A 17,063-nucleotide genomic window follows, 5' to 3' on the forward strand; every position below is an offset into this window, starting at 1 on the left:
GTAATGAAAACACTGGAAGAATTCAATGCCTTCCTGGATCAGCAGCTCGGGGATGAAGTAGAGTCGCTGGAACAGCAGCGTATTACCGGCCGCAACTGGGTACGCCGGATGTGGGTCGCCTCCCTGGTGCCGTTTGCTATTTTTGTTTTTTTTATGGTGCGTTTTTCCCTGCAGCCCGCTTCGGGAAATGAAGGGAACAGAACGTTCATCATAGTTGCACTGGTAGTGCTCGTTACCCTGGGCAGTTATGTAACACGCTATTTTATGATGAAACGGGGAGGGGTAAACGAAGCAACAGATTACCGGCCTGATTTTAAGAACAGGATTGTAAAACCACTGATCAGCTTCCTCCATCCGGACTATCACTACCAGCCTCTCAATCATGCCAGCTACGAAGAGTTTACAGAAAGCGGGCTGTTTGAAAAGAAAGCATATCAGATGACCGGTAACGACCAGGTGTATGGTAAATTGGGGGAGATGAATTTTCAGTTCTGCGATCTCACGGTGACGCATATGCCGGTTGTAACCGTACGCGGACAAGGACCGGATACCGTTTTTTGCGGCAGTTATTTTATCGCGCAATTTCCACGGTACTTCAGTACGCCGGTGTATGTACTGTCGCGCAACAATAACGCTGCCGGCGACGGGTATATCCAAACCTGGCATCTTGGTAAGAAAGTGTTACCGGCTGATGCCGCTTTTAATAAACTGTTCATGGTGTACGCTCCTGATGATGCGGCAGCACAACAGCTGCTTACGCCGGCGTTGATGGAAAGGATTGTGGCGCTGCATGAACGCACGGCGGCAAAATTGTTTATTTCTTTTTATAATAACCGTGTTTATGTGGGCATTGATCATGGAACGGATTACTTTGAAACGACCCTGAATAAGTCACTACATAACCGGCAGATGCTGAATAATTTTTACCTCGATTTTATGTCTATGTTACAACTGGCAGAAGACCTGAAAAGTAATCTGCCTATCTGGACGTCCCGTTCGTTTTCCCCGTCTTGAAAATTCCGGATGAGTATGCCTGGATTTTTTTTCGGGAGATTTAAAGACCGCACGTTCCTATTTAATTGGTAGACATCCTCCCTATATCCGCTGTTATTTTTTAATGATTATTTATATTAGTAAAATATTAAATAATATTGTTTGGTTATTGACGTTCTTTAAAACCCTTTACTGTATTGTGTTTGGTGGGTTTTGTTTATTGCGGGGAATAAGATATATATCCGGTGCCGGTGCGCTTAAAAAAAGAGTGCATTTTTTTCCGGAATGAATTCTACGTATATGTTTTCGCTGTATCTTTACTTTGCTTCCAAAAGAGGCAACCCGGTAATTGTAATTGTTAACTGAATTCTGAAAAACCTGGAATCATCCAAATGACCCTGTCAACCTTGACCATATTCGGCCCGGCATTGCAATCTGCTATTAGAATTGCAACAGCCATTGCAAAGGAGTATCATCATCCGCAGTTTACGCCTGCGCACTTATTGCGCGCCTGTTTGCATAAGGAAACAGGTCTGGCTCCCGCATTGCATCAAATGGATATCGATGTATACTACCTGGAAGAATGGGCGGAAGTGCGGCTGGATGAGATGCCCAGGGCATCGCGTATTCCGGATGAACCGGAGCCCGATGAAGCCGCAGCCGCAGTGTTGAATGAGGCCATCAGCATAGCGCAGGATAACGACAGTGAACCGGATGCGTGGAGCCTGCTCATCGCTTTGTGCACACCGGGTGTTGGCTTTTCCTATGAGCAACTCAAAACATTTCCGTTCACACGCGACCAGCTTATGAGCGCCGGCAAAAAAGGAAAAGAAACCAATACTGCTAATACCGTTGCGCCGGGCGCTATTAAGCCGGGCGCACTGAAATATGTATATCGTATCACCGATCCGCAGCTGCTGAAATCCTTTCACCCGGTAATTGGCCGCGACGGGGAAATCAGGGCAGTAACGGAAGTGCTTACACGTAAAGACCGCGCCAGTGTACTGATCATTGGTGAAGGCGGGGTAGGGAAAACCGCAATGGTAGAAGGGCTGGCCCGCGCGATTGTGCAGAAGCAGGTACCGCTGCAGTTGCAGTCCTCTGAAATTTACGCACTGGACTATGGCGCATTTATAGCAGGCGCCGCCTATAAAAGTGAACTGGAAGACCGTCTCCTCCAGATCATCCAGCAACTTAAACAATCAGGCAGGCATATCCTCTTTATTGATAATCTTCACAGCCTGTTGGATAAACAATCCGGTACCGGCATGGCCAATGTGCTGAAAGCAGCGCTGGGTAAAGGGGAGATCATCCTGATAGGAACCACCACACCGGAAGGTTTCCGTAAACTTATTGAGCCGGATGCTATCCTGCGGCACCGTTTTGAAACGATTACACTGGCAGCGCCCGATGAAACGCTGGCAGGAAGAATGGTAAGTGCCGTGGTACCGGTGTATGAAAACTTCTACCAGCTCAAAGTTTCACCCGAAGGGATATACGAAGCCATCCGTTTGTCAAAACGTTATCTGAAGGAAAGAAGCCTGCCGGATAGCGCCGTAAACCTGCTGGACCGTACAATGGCCGCAGTTAGAGCGATGGAAGATACCAGCCAGCCGCTGCTGCAAACTTTACAACAGGAATTTGCTGATTTAAATAGTAAGGAATCCTTACAGGAAACCGATCTTCATTGGTTTTACCGCCAAATGAAAGAAAGACTGGGGGTACTGTTATCATCCCGTTTGCATACAGATACTGATCCTGATAAGATAACATCTGTTCCGGAACTGCAATCTTCATTGCAGCAATTGCTGGAGCAGCTGGAAACAATAGCCGCCAACCGGCAGGAGGAAGTAACCCCGGTGGATCTGGCCACCATGATTGCCGCCATAACAGGCATTCCCCTGGGAAAGGTGCAATCGCAGGAAAGGGAACGGCTGATCAATATGGAAGCGCAGCTGCGTAAACGGGTAGTAGGGCAGGACCATGCCCTCAAAGCAGTAGCAGATGCGATCCTGGAATCCCGCTCCGGCCTGAGCCGCCCCGGGCAACCAATAGGCTCCTTCTTTTTCCTGGGGCCAACAGGAACCGGTAAAACGGAACTGGCAAAATCACTGGCGGATTTTCTCTTCCAGGACGAACGCTCCATGATCCGTTTCGACATGTCAGAATTCAAGGAAGAACACGCCGCAGCGTTGTTATATGGCGCCCCTCCCGGATATGTGGGATATGAGGAAGGCGGATTACTGGTAAATAAAATACGGCAACAACCCTACGCAGTAGTGTTGTTTGATGAAATAGAAAAAGCGCATCCGTCTGTATTTGATATTTTTCTGCAGATCATGGATGAAGGGAAGCTGCACGACAGGTTGGGGAAAACAGGCGACTTCTCCAATGCGCTGGTGCTGTTTACTTCCAACATAGGCAGTGAAGCCATTAGCCGCTCTTTCCAGGAAGGAGTGATTCCTGCTTCACAACAGCTGATGGAGTTAATGGCCCGTCACTTCCGGCCGGAGTTTTTAGGCAGGCTCACGGAGATCGTTCCCTTCGGACCTATCCAGTCTGCCAACGTAGAAAAGATCTTCGATATTCATTTACAGCATTTACTGCAACTGCTGCAGCAACAGCAGATCAGTTTTACCGTAACAACAGATGCCCGCCGGCACCTGGCGCTGATGGGATATTCTCCCCAGTATGGCGCAAGGCCACTGCGGGAGGTGATACGGGGACAATTACGGAAGCCATTGTCGAGAATGATCATCGACGGCAGCCTCCGGAAAGATATGACGGTAACACTGGATATAAAAAATGATCAGTTAGACTGGACAATAATTTGATGATTGTCAGATTCCAAAATTCTAAATTTATCTCAAATGAACGACAACTACGGAATTGGCGGCACAGAAGTGAAGCTGGACGCCAACGAAGCCATCGCGGAAATTTCGCACAACCGTACCTTGTTTGCTGAAAAGTTAACCCAGCAGGCACCTGTTAAACCGGAAATAGTGGAAGGGCTTACTTCCGTAGAAAGTGTGTTTGAACACTTCAAACCGGCAGTGAATGTAAGTTTCCATGATGCAGAAGGCCGCCCTGTGCCGGAAAAATTACAGTTCCACCACCTGGGCGATTTCGGCGTAAAAGGTATTACTGCACAAAGCGCTTTTCTGAACGACCTGGCCACTGAAAAGGAACAGTACCTGAAAATTATGAAACAACTGAAAACGAATAAGATCCTGAAGTCAGCGCTGGCAGATCCGGACGCCCGTAAAGCCATGCTGAACGCTATTCGTGGAATGATGAAAGACCTTAATACCAAATAATTAACCGTTGCCTATACGGGAACATAACCTCAATGATTATGGCAGAATTACAGAAAAACGAGGAACTGCAGAATGAAAGCCTGTCTTCACAGCAATCTGAAGTAAACCTTGCCGGAAGTATTGAAGACCTGGCAAAGTATGGCGGCTTCGACCTGCTGGAAGCAGCCGTGGAAGGTGCGCAAAACCTGAACCCCGATCGTAAGGCGCGCCGCAATATCTTTTTGACCGAAGCCGGCAAAAAAACAGAAAGAGATAAATTAAAGAAGATACTGTCCCTCTGGGAAAAAGTATTGTCCGAAACAAACGAACTGCCTGAAATGGTGGACTACTGTACGTCTCATGCAGAAGAAGCGGAGAAGGTGCTGTCAACTAATCTCGGGGAAGCAGTAGAGGCTACCCGCGAGCTGGAGCAGTCGTACCGCAATGTAGCCCTCTTCTTCAAAAATACAGAGTCGGACAAGGTGAAAAATATATCCTTCATCAACGTGGAACTGGAGCAGCTCAAAGACCTGGATAACACCCGGTTTATTGATGCCATCAGTACCGAACTGGTGAACAACTATGATCGCCTGGATCTTCGTACCAACTACAGCCTGCTGGTAATTCCCGGCTACCTGGGCTCCAACAAGGTGATAGAAAAATGGGCAAAAATTGCGCATGAAAATAAAGCCATGCTGGTAACAGATTTCGCGCATCTCGACGCACCGGATGATGTAATGGAGATGTTTGAACTGGCGAATCTGACCGGTGGGGAAATTCATCGCTCCAATGTAATCATGTCCTGCAACTGGCTGGTTGGCCGCGGGAAATTTGATGAAGTCGGAGAGCAGGAACACCTGTATGTACCACCTTCCGGCGCACTGGCAGGTAAGATCTATAAAACCCTGATGTCGCAGGTGACCGCCGGTAAGAAATTCGGTGGCATGAACGAAGTAGATGGGGTGAAATTTGAACTGAAGAAAAGTGAAATCGCCAGCCTCGAAAAAATGGGCCTGGTACCAATGGTGAAAGAATACGGAAAAGTAATGGCGTTCAGTGCCAAAACACTGTTCAACGGGGATAACCTGGGCCTGCAGACCTATTCGGTAGTACGTGTGTTCGACTTTGTAACCAAAGTGCTCATGGACTTCCTGAACCGCAGGGCTTTTGAAAACTTCAACGCCAATACCCGCAAGGACCTGATGAAACAGATCATCCGCTTCCTTGATGGTATCACCGGACCGGACAAGCTGATCGAAGATTTTAATATCCGCCGTTTCGAGCAGGACCCGATACAGAAAGACCGTATCCACCTGGATATACATCTGAAGCCTTATTTCCCTGCCAAGAACTTCCTGATCAAAATGGAGGGGCAAAGAGGCGATGATGCGGCAGATTGGGATACTACTTACGAACAGGATGGTAAATAGCCGTCAGCGGTCAGCTTTGGGGCTCAAATGTACATTTGGGAGTAACCTCCCATCCCGGAGCTGATTGCTTTAACCCCCGTAGATAAAATATCATAAGCATTAAAGCCAATTGAAACGATGAAACATGTGCTGTGCAGTTTGCTGCTTTGTTTGTTAATCACAGGCGCCTTGTCAACGGTAAGTGCCCAAACGGGCACAGATAGTATTCTGACCACCAAAGGGGCTGTGACGCTGATCACATCCGGTGCACCTATCAGCACTTTCCAGATCGGCGACGGGAAAAACACCGACTACGATTACCGTATCGTGGATGGTAACATGGTTTTTCTGCGCCCTATAACGCCTACTCCCCGGCCTACCAACCTGATAGTGAGAGAGGGAGAAAATATCCATTACATGATTATTGCCTTCCGCGATAAAGTGGACCTGGCCCGCCTGAAGTATACGCTGTCCGGTAAAAATAAAACAACCGGCGCGTTTACCACACCCGAAACAGCGCCACAGGCGCCCCGCGCCGGCTATGGTGAGAGGGACGGACAGATCTCCCTGGCAGAAGTGCCCGAAGAAACCGGACACCTGATCAGTGTTGATACTGTAACAGTAGGCAAAATTGCGGAAGACTTCGGGAAAGACCGTAAAGTGAACCGCCAGTACGAAGTGAAAGTGGAAGATGTGAGCGTTGGATATGCACAGGCCATGACACTGAACAACATGAACTACTTCTGTTTCCGTATCCGCAATAAAGGAAAGGTACCCTTTGAAATAGTGAAGACCAGCCTGCTGCATAAGGAAAAGAAAGATACCGCCCTGCTGCATGCAATGCCTATCCTCTATAAAAAAGGACCGGAAACCATAGCGCCAAAAGAAGAGGCCAACGAAGTATTTGTGGTGCCTTCCAAACAATTCAGGAAGGAAGATGAAGTGATCATTGTACTGCAAACCACCGAAGGAAAACAACAGCTGGTATTGTATATACCGGTAACCGTGTTCCCGAAATACATGCTGGCGAAGCAATAGAAAAACCAAATGAAGAAACAGGTTGTTCTGATAGGAATACTGCTGTTGCTGCTGCCGCGTTACACCACGGCGCAGCAGGTGGATTTCTGTGGTGAGGTGGTGCCAATGGAAAGGGACTTTGTTTCTTACCGCCTCATGGATGTTATTAAACGCAACCTGCGCTACCAGGGCTATCTGCCGGCACTGCGGCTGAAAGCGGAACAATATTTCCCGGTGATAGAACCCATATTGCAACAATACCAGGTACCACTGGATTTCAAATACCTGCCTATTGTAGAAAGCGGTTTAAGCAATGCCACCTCACCTGTTGGCGCACAAGGCGTGTGGCAGATCATGCCCGGTACTGCTGCTGAACTGGGACTAACCGTTAGCGCAGGCTACGACGAAAGGAATCATCTGATCAAAGCCACACACGCCGCCTGTAAGCTGATACGGTTATTGCACCAGCAGCTCAACTCCTGGACACTGGCCGCAGCAGCCTATAACGCCGGTTCGGGTAACATCTCCCGGAACATAAAACGCCAGGGGAGCAGTGATTACTACCAGCTACTGCTGAATAACGAAACAGCCCAGTATATCTATAAGATCATCGCTATAAAACAGCTTTTTGAAAGTCCCGAGTTATACCTGCCGGGTTTTGGATACAATGTGTTCAGTAAAAGTTCTGCTAACGGTTCCGTCTTCTCTACGCCCGCACCAGTAAGCAAAACGGGCGACAAAGATTTTAATTCTATCCGTATCTCTGTAGGTAAACAGGCTGCTATCCGGCCGGCAATGGTGACATATGCTGCCCGGCTGAAAATCAGCAAAGCCTTTGAAGATGGCCAGCTGATAAGCATCCAGCTATTGGACGACCTGCAGGCGAATGGCGTGTACATCCGCAAAAATGCGAGCCTCTCCGGCAAAGGCTGGATGGTGGGGAACCGGATCTATGTAGATCTTGGCTTTGAAAATGCCGTGGTGTTATATGCCGCGGATGGCAAAAAAGGAGTGCCCGCCGATTTGCTGAAAACCGGCGGAGATGTACAGTTGCGCGGAAGAAGCGATAACAGGAGCGCTATTTCGGCACTCTCCTCACCAGCTGATGCACTTACATCAACACTTCATTAATAAACACCCGGAATGGAAAAGTATTGCTGGACTTTTCTTCCAGCTGTAAAAGCAATTCCTCTTTCATGTATTGCAAATTGGCAGCAGGATAACGTTCGGTTTGCTGGAATAATGAAATACGGATATCAAGCGTACGGCTGTACCCCGCATTCATGCCTGGCTGCAAGGCCATCCCTTTAACAACAGCGGCCGATTTCATTTCCCTTCCGAAAATAGTACGGCAAAGCGCCTTGATATCTTCCGGGGTAACCACACGGTTGTGCGACAGTAAATGAGAGCGGTACAGGTTAATTTTCTCATCAATATTCAGCCTGTCTTTTCCTCCCTGCGTATTGCTCAGCAGTGTAATGCTGTTGGGACGGGCATTGATGCTGCCATATTCCAGCAGCCGCGTACCCATGCGGATATTATTGGCGGCGGTGCCGTTGGTAGAATAGAATTCCAGGAAGATGTATTCTGCATTTTCTTTGGGCTTCACCATCACATAAGGAATATTTCCTTTATTGTTACCGGGTTGCAGCTGTTCTTCCAGTGAGGCAATCAACTGATGCAGTTCCCGCATGCGGTTGGTAACAAAATCATTCTTTACTTCTTCAAATAAAGAGCTTTCGTCGCGGATTACTTCCACGAGATAGGCAATCACTTCTTTGGCTTCGCGGGTATCGAAACGCCCGATGCCACTGCTGCGGATCACCAGCTCCCCTTCCTGCATTTGTCCGGCTGTAGAGAAGTTGCGCACATAATAATCGGTTCCTTCCAGATCGTACACGCGTTTGATATCAAAGAAGATATCCGGTGTTTGCAAAGGAATGATATTCAGATAACGATTCAGTTTCATGGACTGCTCGTTATTTTTTTTGTTGATAACCGGGAAACAGTTGATGCTGCAATACAGATCTTCCAGCAGGGTATGGTGCAGCGCTTCGGGAAACTCGATGCGTAACCAGTGCACCTCTTTGTTTAAACGGGCGGTATCCTGACCAAAGATCCTGGTGAGGGCTTCCGGTGTGCGGGAGGCAAGAGGAGGCTGCGTATCCGTGATGGTAAGGAAGTGACGGCGGAAACGTTGCAGGATATGCTGGCTGTAACGGGAGTTATTATTTACCGCCACCTGGATCATATTATCAGTTTCTTCTTCTGCCACGCTCCGGCTGTGGTGATAGCCGCCTTTTATCATCAGTTCCCTGTTGCCGCTGAATACTTTTGCCAGCGGGAGATAGTGATAAAACATTTCCTGCTGATGGATATTCCGCAGGTCAAAAAAGAAGGACATGCCTTCCCAGGAGTTCGGTACATCTTCCAGTGAAATGCCTATCCATAAATGATTGGGGGCCATATCCGGGAAAACCTGACCCTGTAATATCTGCTCTTTGAACCAGTGATCGCGGGTTTCGTACAGCTTATTACCAATGGCCATGTATTGTACTTGTCCGCGGAACAGGCGGTGACTGGTCACCGGCGCAAAGAACAGGTCGCGGTTATGCGTGCCTGATTTGGTATGATGATAAAACTGGTGATCGGCATGAATATCGGCTACCGGTTCAGTGGCAATGGCGTGGAGGATGCCATAGGCAGGCTGACTGCTGGTAATTGGCTCCGGCATCATGATCTGTGCGAGCCGCTCCACCAGCCGGGCATGTGAAACATCCACTTCTCCTGAAATTTTCTCCAGCTCGCTGGCGCAGGCTTCCAGCAGCAGTTGCACCACCGGGTCAAAAGAAGTTTCCACTTCTGCATCCGGATATCCCCATAAACGTGCAGCTGTTTTCAGCATGCGGTCTTTTATTCTTTCTTTTTTTTCTTTCATGAGAGCGGTTAATAAACAAGTAATCAATCGTACGACAACGGGCTGATGTAAAAGAAGCTGCTGTACTGAAACGGATGATTGTTTTTGGTAACGTTTCCTGAAACGGTTACCCGGATCTTCTTTTTCATCTTACGGGTAGATGGCAGCAATAGCTCTTCCTGGTTCACAGCGGCCACTACCCTTATTTGCGAAATCCGTTTTTCGTACCGGGTAATGGATGCTTTAACCGCATTTTCTATCTGTTCTTTTACTTCGTTATTGGAAGCTTTGATGTCAAAGTCGCTGTCCCACCATTGGCAGCCGTAATTGGGATCATCTTTATTTTCCCCCAGTACGGTAGTAATGAGCAGGTGGATATGCTGTGCGATAGAGTCTTCCAGCGAAATGGCCGGCATATCTTTTTTCTGCAGCAGCTGCGAAAAGTCGATGGGTAATTGATAATATTTTCCTTTCATGATATTAGCTTAAAATATGCCCAGCACTTTTTTGCGGTCGTACATGATGAGAATTTCCTTTACACATCCTTTCTCGTCTTTTGCCAGGTTTACTCTTTCGATCTTGAATTTCTTCTTTCCATAAATCCGTTGGCAGAAGTGCGTGAAGTTATCCACGTCGTTGGTATTGAGTACTACTCTTGCGTTGAGGTTATTGCAGAGGTATTGAGCGAAGTCGGTAGCCGTTTTTTGTTTCAGCGTCACCTGGGTGAGCATGTATTTAAACTCATCATCGGAGATGGTAGGCCGTGGCTCTTCTTTCTTTACCGGTGCTTCAGGCGTTGGTGCAGGCAGTGGTACCGGGTTAAAAGCCGGTTCTGGCTGCTCTTCATGCTGCGGGGCTCTTGCAGGGAATACGGTGATATGTTTCAGCACCATATGGCTGCTGTCGCCGTTGATGATCAGTGACAGGGTCCTTTCACCGGGAGAGGAGAAAGTATAGGTAACAGAAGAACCGCCATGAGGCTCTGCATTATCCTGTAACAGGCGCCAGGTCCAGCTTTTGGCAGTTGGAGTAGAGTTGGTGAAGGTAACCGGCCTGCCTGCAAATGCTTCAGCGGGGCCATCAATAACCGGGAAGATATCGGGTTGACTGCTGGTGGCGGCAGGCGTATTCATGATCACCAGTACTTCTTTACGCCAGGTGCATTTGCCGGAAGTGAGGGTGATCATATAGCTGCCGGCTTTGTTAAAAGAGTGGTATACCTGTCTGCCGGTGGCCCTGGCACTGGAGTCGCCGAATTCCCAGGAGTAGTCTGCAATTTTTTTATCAGCGCTTTCTGCATTAAAGGTGATCACTTCTCCTACGGCATATGCTTTACTGTTACTATTTTGAATATGACTGAGTTTTATATCTGTATTACTGCAATCTTCCCGGCCGTCGAGCTGAAAAGCCAGCAGCACAATGCTAATGAGGAACAGGCCCAGGAAGGTCCACAGTACCATCGGGTCAACATGACTGGCAATTTTTCCAAAGGGTCTGAATGAATTTACCTTGCGTTCATTTTCGGGTTTACGGGGGGCCATCGGTTTTTCAGGTTTTTACAATTTTAGTGTTTTTTTTAGATAAATTGCCAAAGATAAATGACCGTAGAAAAAATTTTTTCCCGGTTCAAAATTTAAGCCGTAATATTCATAATAATAAAATCAAACCGCTATTTTTGTTACTGGAGTTGTTAGCCCGGAATCATAGACGAAAGATAGTTATGCTAACAGTTTACCGCTAATAGCAGAATCAGAGAAACCTAAATATGACCTCATGGTAAATAATGCGCAGAAGGCTGCCGTGCTGGAAGAAGTGATTGACCACGTCAATGCTTTACCATACGACGTAAGAGCCGAGGTAGTGGTGGGGGAATTACTCGATAATCATGTGCGGGAGGAGGAAATTGTAGTGCAGTTGCAAAATGTGTTTACCCGTTCTTTTGCAACAGATATTACAGGGGTGAAGCTGGACGACAGCCAGCCCTATCAGCCGTTTATTAGTTTTTCCCTTTCGCGCGATGGTATTTACGACCGGCTGCCGCAGGGAATGTTTCATGAATTTAAGCAGGAGCCTTCTTCCAGGCAGAACGCTGTTGCCGAAATGGTGGTGCGGTATAAAAGGCAGCAACAGCAGCAACAGCAGGCGCGCCGCTTTTTTCAGCCCCTGGAAAATGAGTTCTTCCTGCAACGTGTATACCTGGAGCAACGGGAAAAGCACCTGTTGTTTGATGTATTCGGCAAGGATACGGACCAGTTATTTCATGAATTCTGGAAATTGCCCGCCGGGCTTCCTGATGCCGCCGTGAACAGGCTGGTAAAGCTGTTGCCATATGTTCACCGGATAGCAGGTAACATGACGCTGGTTAAACTTTGCCTGGAACAGGTACTGGAGGAAACGGTAACAATCAGCTGGCAACGCCAGCCGCAGATGGTTAGCACAGGGAACAGTGTTCCGCTGGGCGAATGTATGCTTGGGGTAGATGCGATGGTAGGAACAACGTGCTATACTGACATGCCGGTGGTAACGGTGAGTATTGGCCCGGTAAAACGCCAACGGATATACGATTACCTGCCCTGGCAACCCTATGGGAAGCTGCTGGAAACCTGCTATGGCTACCTGTTTCCGGCGGATGTGGAAATTAATACCTTGCTGGTGCCTTCTTCCGGGGAGAAAAAAGTAATCCTGTCTGATAAGCAACCTGAGCAGGGAATTATGGGTTATAATTTTTTTCTCTGAAAACAGCGGGCAGCAGCTTACATGGAATCATTTTTGCTATTAACGACCATCTGAAAAAACCTGAAATGTTAGTACCCAAACCCGAAAAACCTTGACATACCAACAGAACTATGAGATACACCGCTAAGTTTTATATCATGCTGGCCGGCGCCCTGGCTATAGGCTCCTTTATAGTGGCTCTGCTCAGCAGGTACATCAAAAATTTCAGTCTTTATAAGAAGAAAGCACTGCTGTATTTAGTGTGTATGACGCTGGTATTTGCTGTAATCAGTTCCATTCCTTTCCTGTTTACCCACCAGAACCTCATGAACCAGTATCTTTTTTATGAAGTATGGTTCCTGGGATTAGGTGTAGTGCATTGTCACTTTATGTATACCCGCTTCTGGGCCAACGAAACCACCCTGGTATCTGAACTGGCTTTTATACTGGCCATCTGGCTATTTGGAGGCGCCGGATTTGTGTTGGTAAACCGCTTCCTGGATAAGGACACCTTTCTTTACTATCCGATGCTCACCAGCATGTTTTCCTTTGTACTGCCCACCTTCGTTTATAAAACTTTTGAAAAGATGATGGCCATCCCGGTAAAGGTGCATAAGTGGTGGCAGTATCCTGTTTATAAAGATGTACCGGAAGTGAATGAGGAAGAAATGAAAGATCTGATTGTCATTGGCCTGGAAATGGAAAAAGGACCGCTTGACAACAGCCGTACTTACTTCCGCGCACGTACCCCCATCAAGATGGACCTGGGCGACCTGTTCTATCATTTTATCAATGACTACAACGACCGTTATCCCAATACCCCGATTGATTTTGTGGATCACACCGGGCAGCCATATGGCTGGGTTTTTCACCTGAAACCACGCTGGTTTGGCAGCGCCAAAACACTGGACCCCAATAAGGCCGTGTTTATGAATGGCATCAAAGAAAACAGTGTGATTATTTGCAACAGAATTATGTTATCGTAAAAGCAGTATTATGGCAGAACCGCTAAAGCATTTTCCCGTTAACTGGGTTGATGGTATGAAGATAAAAAAGCAGCATTTCATTGATACGGAAAATGCTTTGCTGGACCAGATCAGGGATGCATTGGCGTGTGGTATCCATGCACTTAATTATGGACTGCTGCCACCCAAAGCAGAAAATAAAGAGTCGCTGCGTTGCTGGTTTGTAAGCGACAACCAGCAGCAGTGGAGGATCAAGCTAACAGAGTGCCGTGCGGTAACCCCTGGCGGCGGCCGTATTGAGATCCCTGAACATACCGTGCATTCATTGAAGTATGCCACCACTTTCCCGGAGGCCACTTACACCTGGGACCCGCAGCACACAGAAAACACCTACTACATATTAATACAGGTAAATCCCTTTAATAGGCAACCCAGTGGAGAACCTTTGCTGGATGAAGATCCGCCAAGACTGCCTTATGCTACACCGGAATACAGCCTTTATGTGGCGCCGGCGTCGCAGCTGCCTTCCGGCCAGTTAGGCAGCTACCAGATGGTACTGGGCCGCATCAGCGTGGCCGACGGCCGTCCCCAGATGGATGATGATTACATTCCACCCTGCAGCATTGTTAGCGCGCATCCTGCACTGATAGATCTCTTTCATGAACTGGATCAGTTCCTCGGACAAATGGAATTATACGGTGTGCATATTGTGCAGAAGATCTATGGCAGAAACCAGCAGAATGACCTGGCGCTTGTTGTGTTGTATATCACCGAAAAAATGGTACAATTCCTTGGCACCAGGATCACACAATTCAGGTGGCTGGCATTACAACAACCACCGGCTCAAATGCTGGAAATTATTGCGGGCCTGGCCCGTACCATGAAAAACGCTATTGATCAGCGTGCCGGCGCAGGTAAAGAGGAACTGCTGAACTACTTATCCGAATGGTGTGAGCTGCGTCAGGGTGAACTGGAAACACTCATGATCAACTGCGCCAATATCAAATATAAACACCTGGATGTAAGAGAGTGCCTGCAACCAATGATTCCTTTTGTAAGGGCCGTGAATAAACTGTTTGAAAGCCTGAGCAGGCTGGATTATATCGGACGCAAGCAGGACAGCAATATTTTCGTAAAAGAAGAATCACAGGAAGATGCAGAATATCTGCGGAAGCATAAAACCAAACGCTGGTTTTTTACAGACTAATATGGTTACTGCAGTAATATAACGGCTACCATAAACGTGTAAGCCAGCTGCCATAACACTATATGTTTCAACAGGAATTCAGCAGATAAATCAACAAGATAATTTCCATCAAAAAAAACGATCCGCAATATGCAAGTATTAAACAGGCAGGAAAGAAATGTTTCCTTTATTTGGTTCCTGTTATTTTTCATCATAACAGTCGCCTTATTTGTATTGGCTGTATTCTTTAATTACCAGGTGCCTGCCAGGGAAAACGCATCCCTGCGGAAAGAATTAACTTCATTCAGGGAAGAGCAGGCGTTCCAGTCGGAGTTCCTGCAAAAGCTGGATAAGGTAAAACATAACCTCGATTCTATTAACCTGCCTAACCAGAATGCGAATTACATGGATCAGGTGATTGCCGCATCCCTGGCGGATATGCGCAACTCTATTCCAAAAAATGCGGTAACGCATTATGGCTTGTATGATAACATTGTGCAGAACTGTTTATCGTTGCAACAAACAAAACAACAGCTCCGCGAATTACAGAATGCACAACAAAATATTGCAGGTTTGAAAGAGCAGGTGGCCGACCTGAATGCGAAGCTGGAAAGTAAGAGCAGGGACCTTGATAACTGCAGGCAGATGATGTTGTTAAACAGCCGCGCTCACTAACTTTAAGAAGGGTATTAATCCGGTAAATATTGGAATAATAATTATTTGTTAGGACTCTTGACTATTAAAATTTTCATCCTATATTTGGTACTTATAATTCATAAATAAATACTAATTATTTTTTCTTTATTGTAACCTTAAAAATTAACCCAACATGTCATTCAAAGCCAAATTTGAAGCCGGCGGCAACGAGTACAATGTACAGCATGTCGCCTACGATCTCACACAAGAAGTAGATGCAACCGGTCGCCCTTCAGCCATTACGCGTGGCGGACGTATTAAGCTGACCGTAGAATCTACCGGAAAAACAGATCTCTTTGAGTGGATGGTAAACAACTTTGAAAGAAAAGATGGTACCATTACTTTTTACAAAAGAGACACTGATTCCAAACTGAAAACCCTCGAATTTAAAGAAGGGTATCTGGTAAAGTTTGAAGAGTCTTTTGACTACGAAAACAAAAATCCAATGGTAATTTCCTTTACCATTTCGGCCCGTGAAGTTAGCATGGGTAATGCAAAACATGTTAATGAGTGGGTATAAAAACTCCTTACATTATGCAGAAAGGGCTGTCACCGGAAGGTAACAGCCCCTTTTTTTGCGGGCAAAAGCTCCGCATGAAATCCTTTTTATGAAAGACTAATCCATTCACCTTGTTCAGGGATAATTGCCGACAACTGTTCAGCGGCAACAGCTTCCCTCAGCGCTTCCCTGCTGAGGAAGCAGTGATTAATAGCACCCATATGCACCGCTATTACTTTCGGTTGCGTGGCATGCCGGATGGTTTTAATAACGTCTGCTGCAGTCATGGTGATGGGATCTCCCTGCAGGAATTGTGCAGCGCCTGCATTTACTACCACGTAACCGGGGCGGAAAGTATCCAGCGCAGCCACTACGTCCTCACACCAGATCGTATCACCGGCGATGTATAATGTAGTGTTCCCCTCTTTCAGTACAAAGCCGGAAACAGGCGCCATCATTTTACCTATTTCACCAGTGCCATGTTGCCCGCCTGTACGGGTAATCTCTATGTTTTCCCAATTAACCGATGTAACAACAGGAATCACCTGCGTAAAAGCCTGTTCCCTGATAACGGCTTCGTCTTCCGGCTGGCAAAACAAGGGAATACTTTTAGGCAGTATAGCCTGTGCCGTTACATCCCAGTGGTCACGGTGCCGGTGGGTAACCAGTATAGCATCCAGGGAAGATAACAATTGTTTTAAAGCGTCGTCGTCGAGCGGAAGGTCGGTCATGGGATTCCGGATGCTGTTGGCTGCGTTGGGAACGGGGTCCAGGCTGTCTTTAACGCCGAGCATGGGATCAACCAGTATTTTCTTATTATTCCATTCTATCAGCAATGTGGCATTGCGTAAATAATGTATGCGCATGGTTAAATTTTTTATAGCATGGCATAAAGTTATTGATTAATTGATGGCCCACCATATCCATAAAATATAAACAGGTTGAAATAATAAGCGGCTCCATATGTACCAGGGTTTTGAAGGTAATCCACCAGGCGCCGGTAAGTTCAGTACTGCCACGCGGATGTTGGCGGGAAACATGGCTACCAGGAGTATTATTAATCCCCATCCGGCATAATATTGTGTAGCAGGAAACAGCAAACCTGCACCCAGCAGTATTTCCAGCGCCCCGGTAAACAGCACCATGAATAAAGGGTACGGGATCATTCCTTCAATCATATAAGTAAGCTTGCGCGGTTTGAGCAGATGCGTAACCCCTATCATGAGAAACATAACGGCGGCGGATATACGGGCATCCGCAGGGAGTTGCTGTAACAGCGGAATCTGGAAGATATAACCAATCGCCAGTAATAAGAGGGCAATGCTGCATAACCCGGAAAAGAAAGCCATTTGTATATTTTTTAGGACTCA

At 47.1% G+C, this 17,063-nt stretch carries 16 protein-coding genes; 11 read left to right on the forward strand and 5 right to left on the reverse strand.

Going from position 1 to position 17,063, the window contains the following annotated elements:
* Positions 1-3 precede the first annotated feature (3 nt).
* The 6 genes from PV783_RS10520 (at position 4) to PV783_RS10545 (ending at position 7,846) form a co-directional block, all read left to right on the forward strand.
* On the forward strand, positions 4-1,014 hold the full coding sequence (locus tag PV783_RS10520; protein WP_420987937.1) for a DUF3137 domain-containing protein: 1,011 nt from the start codon (positions 4-6) through the stop codon (positions 1,012-1,014).
* Between the two features lie 371 nt (positions 1,015-1,385).
* Positions 1,386-3,827 (forward strand): AAA family ATPase, encoded by a 2,442-nt coding sequence (locus PV783_RS10525; protein ID WP_420987938.1) that lies wholly within the window; start codon positions 1,386-1,388, stop codon positions 3,825-3,827.
* 36 nt (positions 3,828-3,863) lie between these two features.
* Positions 3,864-4,310, forward strand: coding sequence for a hypothetical protein (locus tag PV783_RS10530; RefSeq protein ID WP_079468781.1), 447 nt, complete (start codon positions 3,864-3,866; stop codon positions 4,308-4,310).
* Positions 4,311-4,348: 38 nt separating this feature from the next.
* Entirely contained in the window at positions 4,349-5,719 is a 1,371-nt protein-coding gene (locus PV783_RS10535) for a DUF5458 family protein (protein WP_079470003.1), read from the forward strand.
* A 117-nt stretch (positions 5,720-5,836) separates the two neighbouring features.
* Positions 5,837-6,736 (forward strand): hypothetical protein, encoded by a 900-nt coding sequence (locus PV783_RS10540; RefSeq protein ID WP_420987939.1) that lies wholly within the window; start codon positions 5,837-5,839, stop codon positions 6,734-6,736.
* A gap of 9 nt (positions 6,737-6,745) precedes the next feature.
* Complete coding sequence (locus PV783_RS10545) at positions 6,746-7,846, forward strand: lytic transglycosylase domain-containing protein (RefSeq protein ID WP_420987940.1); 1,101 nt, start codon at positions 6,746-6,748, stop codon at positions 7,844-7,846.
* Here the strand turns inward: PV783_RS10545 and PV783_RS10550 are convergent.
* The 3 genes from PV783_RS10550 to PV783_RS10560 are packed head-to-tail and all read right to left on the reverse strand — an operon-like array spanning position 7,827 to position 11,173.
* Entirely contained in the window at positions 7,827-9,653 is a 1,827-nt protein-coding gene (locus tag PV783_RS10550) for a type VI secretion system baseplate subunit TssF (protein WP_079468778.1), read from the reverse strand. The genes PV783_RS10545 and PV783_RS10550 overlap by 20 nt on opposite strands.
* 23 nt (positions 9,654-9,676) lie before the next feature.
* Positions 9,677-10,108 carry a GPW/gp25 family protein gene (locus PV783_RS10555; protein ID WP_079468777.1) on the reverse strand — a complete coding sequence of 144 codons (432 nt, stop codon included), beginning with the start codon at positions 10,106-10,108 and terminating at the stop codon, positions 9,677-9,679.
* Positions 10,109-10,117: 9 nt separating this feature from the next.
* Positions 10,118-11,173, reverse strand: coding sequence for a PKD domain-containing protein (locus PV783_RS10560; RefSeq protein WP_420987941.1), 1,056 nt, complete (start codon positions 11,171-11,173; stop codon positions 10,118-10,120).
* Between the two features lie 232 nt (positions 11,174-11,405).
* Between PV783_RS10560 and PV783_RS10565 the strand changes: the two genes are divergently transcribed.
* From PV783_RS10565 to tssD, 5 genes are all read left to right on the forward strand, one after another.
* Complete coding sequence (locus PV783_RS10565; RefSeq protein WP_079468775.1) at positions 11,406-12,368, forward strand: type VI secretion system baseplate subunit TssG; 963 nt, start codon at positions 11,406-11,408, stop codon at positions 12,366-12,368.
* Between the two features lie 110 nt (positions 12,369-12,478).
* Complete coding sequence (locus PV783_RS10570; RefSeq protein ID WP_079468774.1) at positions 12,479-13,333, forward strand: TssN family type VI secretion system protein; 855 nt, start codon at positions 12,479-12,481, stop codon at positions 13,331-13,333.
* Between the two features lie 10 nt (positions 13,334-13,343).
* Positions 13,344-14,519, forward strand: a complete 1,176-nt coding sequence (locus PV783_RS10575) for a hypothetical protein (RefSeq protein ID WP_420987942.1) — start codon at positions 13,344-13,346, stop codon at positions 14,517-14,519.
* Between the two features lie 129 nt (positions 14,520-14,648).
* Positions 14,649-15,173: a type VI secretion system TssO gene (gene tssO / locus PV783_RS10580; protein ID WP_079468772.1), complete on the forward strand. Its 525-nt coding sequence runs from the start codon at positions 14,649-14,651 to the stop codon at positions 15,171-15,173.
* 154 nt (positions 15,174-15,327) lie between these two features.
* On the forward strand, positions 15,328-15,714 hold the full coding sequence (tssD, locus tag PV783_RS10585; RefSeq protein ID WP_079468771.1) for a type VI secretion system tube protein TssD: 387 nt from the start codon (positions 15,328-15,330) through the stop codon (positions 15,712-15,714).
* Positions 15,715-15,800: 86 nt separating this feature from the next.
* Here tssD and PV783_RS10590 read toward each other — a convergent pair whose 3' ends face one another.
* Positions 15,801-16,559, reverse strand: a complete 759-nt coding sequence (locus PV783_RS10590; RefSeq protein WP_079468770.1) for an MBL fold metallo-hydrolase — start codon at positions 16,557-16,559, stop codon at positions 15,801-15,803.
* Between the two features lie 36 nt (positions 16,560-16,595).
* A complete protein-coding gene (locus tag PV783_RS10595) occupies positions 16,596-17,042 on the reverse strand; it encodes a DoxX family protein (RefSeq protein ID WP_079468769.1) in 447 nt (148 codons plus the stop codon).
* Positions 17,043-17,063 lie beyond the last annotated feature (21 nt).

Source organism: Chitinophaga sp. CC14, assembly GCF_048957795.1.
Lineage (GTDB): Bacteria > Bacteroidota > Bacteroidia > Chitinophagales > Chitinophagaceae > Chitinophaga > Chitinophaga ginsengisegetis.

Coding starts and splice junctions, on each gene's coding strand:
- PV783_RS10520 (WP_420987937.1), top strand. CDS start 4: ATGAAAACACTGGAAGAATTCAATGCCTTCCTGGATCAGCAGCTCGGG.
- PV783_RS10525 (WP_420987938.1), top strand. CDS start 1,386: ATGACCCTGTCAACCTTGACCATATTCGGCCCGGCATTGCAATCTGCT.
- PV783_RS10530 (WP_079468781.1), top strand. CDS start 3,864: ATGAACGACAACTACGGAATTGGCGGCACAGAAGTGAAGCTGGACGCC.
- PV783_RS10535 (WP_079470003.1), top strand. CDS start 4,349: ATGGCAGAATTACAGAAAAACGAGGAACTGCAGAATGAAAGCCTGTCT.
- PV783_RS10540 (WP_420987939.1), top strand. CDS start 5,837: ATGAAACATGTGCTGTGCAGTTTGCTGCTTTGTTTGTTAATCACAGGC.
- PV783_RS10545 (WP_420987940.1), top strand. CDS start 6,746: ATGAAGAAACAGGTTGTTCTGATAGGAATACTGCTGTTGCTGCTGCCG.
- PV783_RS10550 (WP_079468778.1), bottom strand. CDS start 9,653: ATGAAAGAAAAAAAAGAAAGAATAAAAGACCGCATGCTGAAAACAGCT.
- PV783_RS10555 (WP_079468777.1), bottom strand. CDS start 10,108: ATGAAAGGAAAATATTATCAATTACCCATCGACTTTTCGCAGCTGCTG.
- PV783_RS10560 (WP_420987941.1), bottom strand. CDS start 11,173: ATGGCCCCCCGTAAACCCGAAAATGAACGCAAGGTAAATTCATTCAGA.
- PV783_RS10565 (WP_079468775.1), top strand. CDS start 11,406: ATGGTAAATAATGCGCAGAAGGCTGCCGTGCTGGAAGAAGTGATTGAC.
- PV783_RS10570 (WP_079468774.1), top strand. CDS start 12,479: ATGAGATACACCGCTAAGTTTTATATCATGCTGGCCGGCGCCCTGGCT.
- PV783_RS10575 (WP_420987942.1), top strand. CDS start 13,344: ATGGCAGAACCGCTAAAGCATTTTCCCGTTAACTGGGTTGATGGTATG.
- tssO (WP_079468772.1), top strand. CDS start 14,649: ATGCAAGTATTAAACAGGCAGGAAAGAAATGTTTCCTTTATTTGGTTC.
- tssD (WP_079468771.1), top strand. CDS start 15,328: ATGTCATTCAAAGCCAAATTTGAAGCCGGCGGCAACGAGTACAATGTA.
- PV783_RS10590 (WP_079468770.1), bottom strand. CDS start 16,559: ATGCGCATACATTATTTACGCAATGCCACATTGCTGATAGAATGGAAT.
- PV783_RS10595 (WP_079468769.1), bottom strand. CDS start 17,042: ATGGCTTTCTTTTCCGGGTTATGCAGCATTGCCCTCTTATTACTGGCG.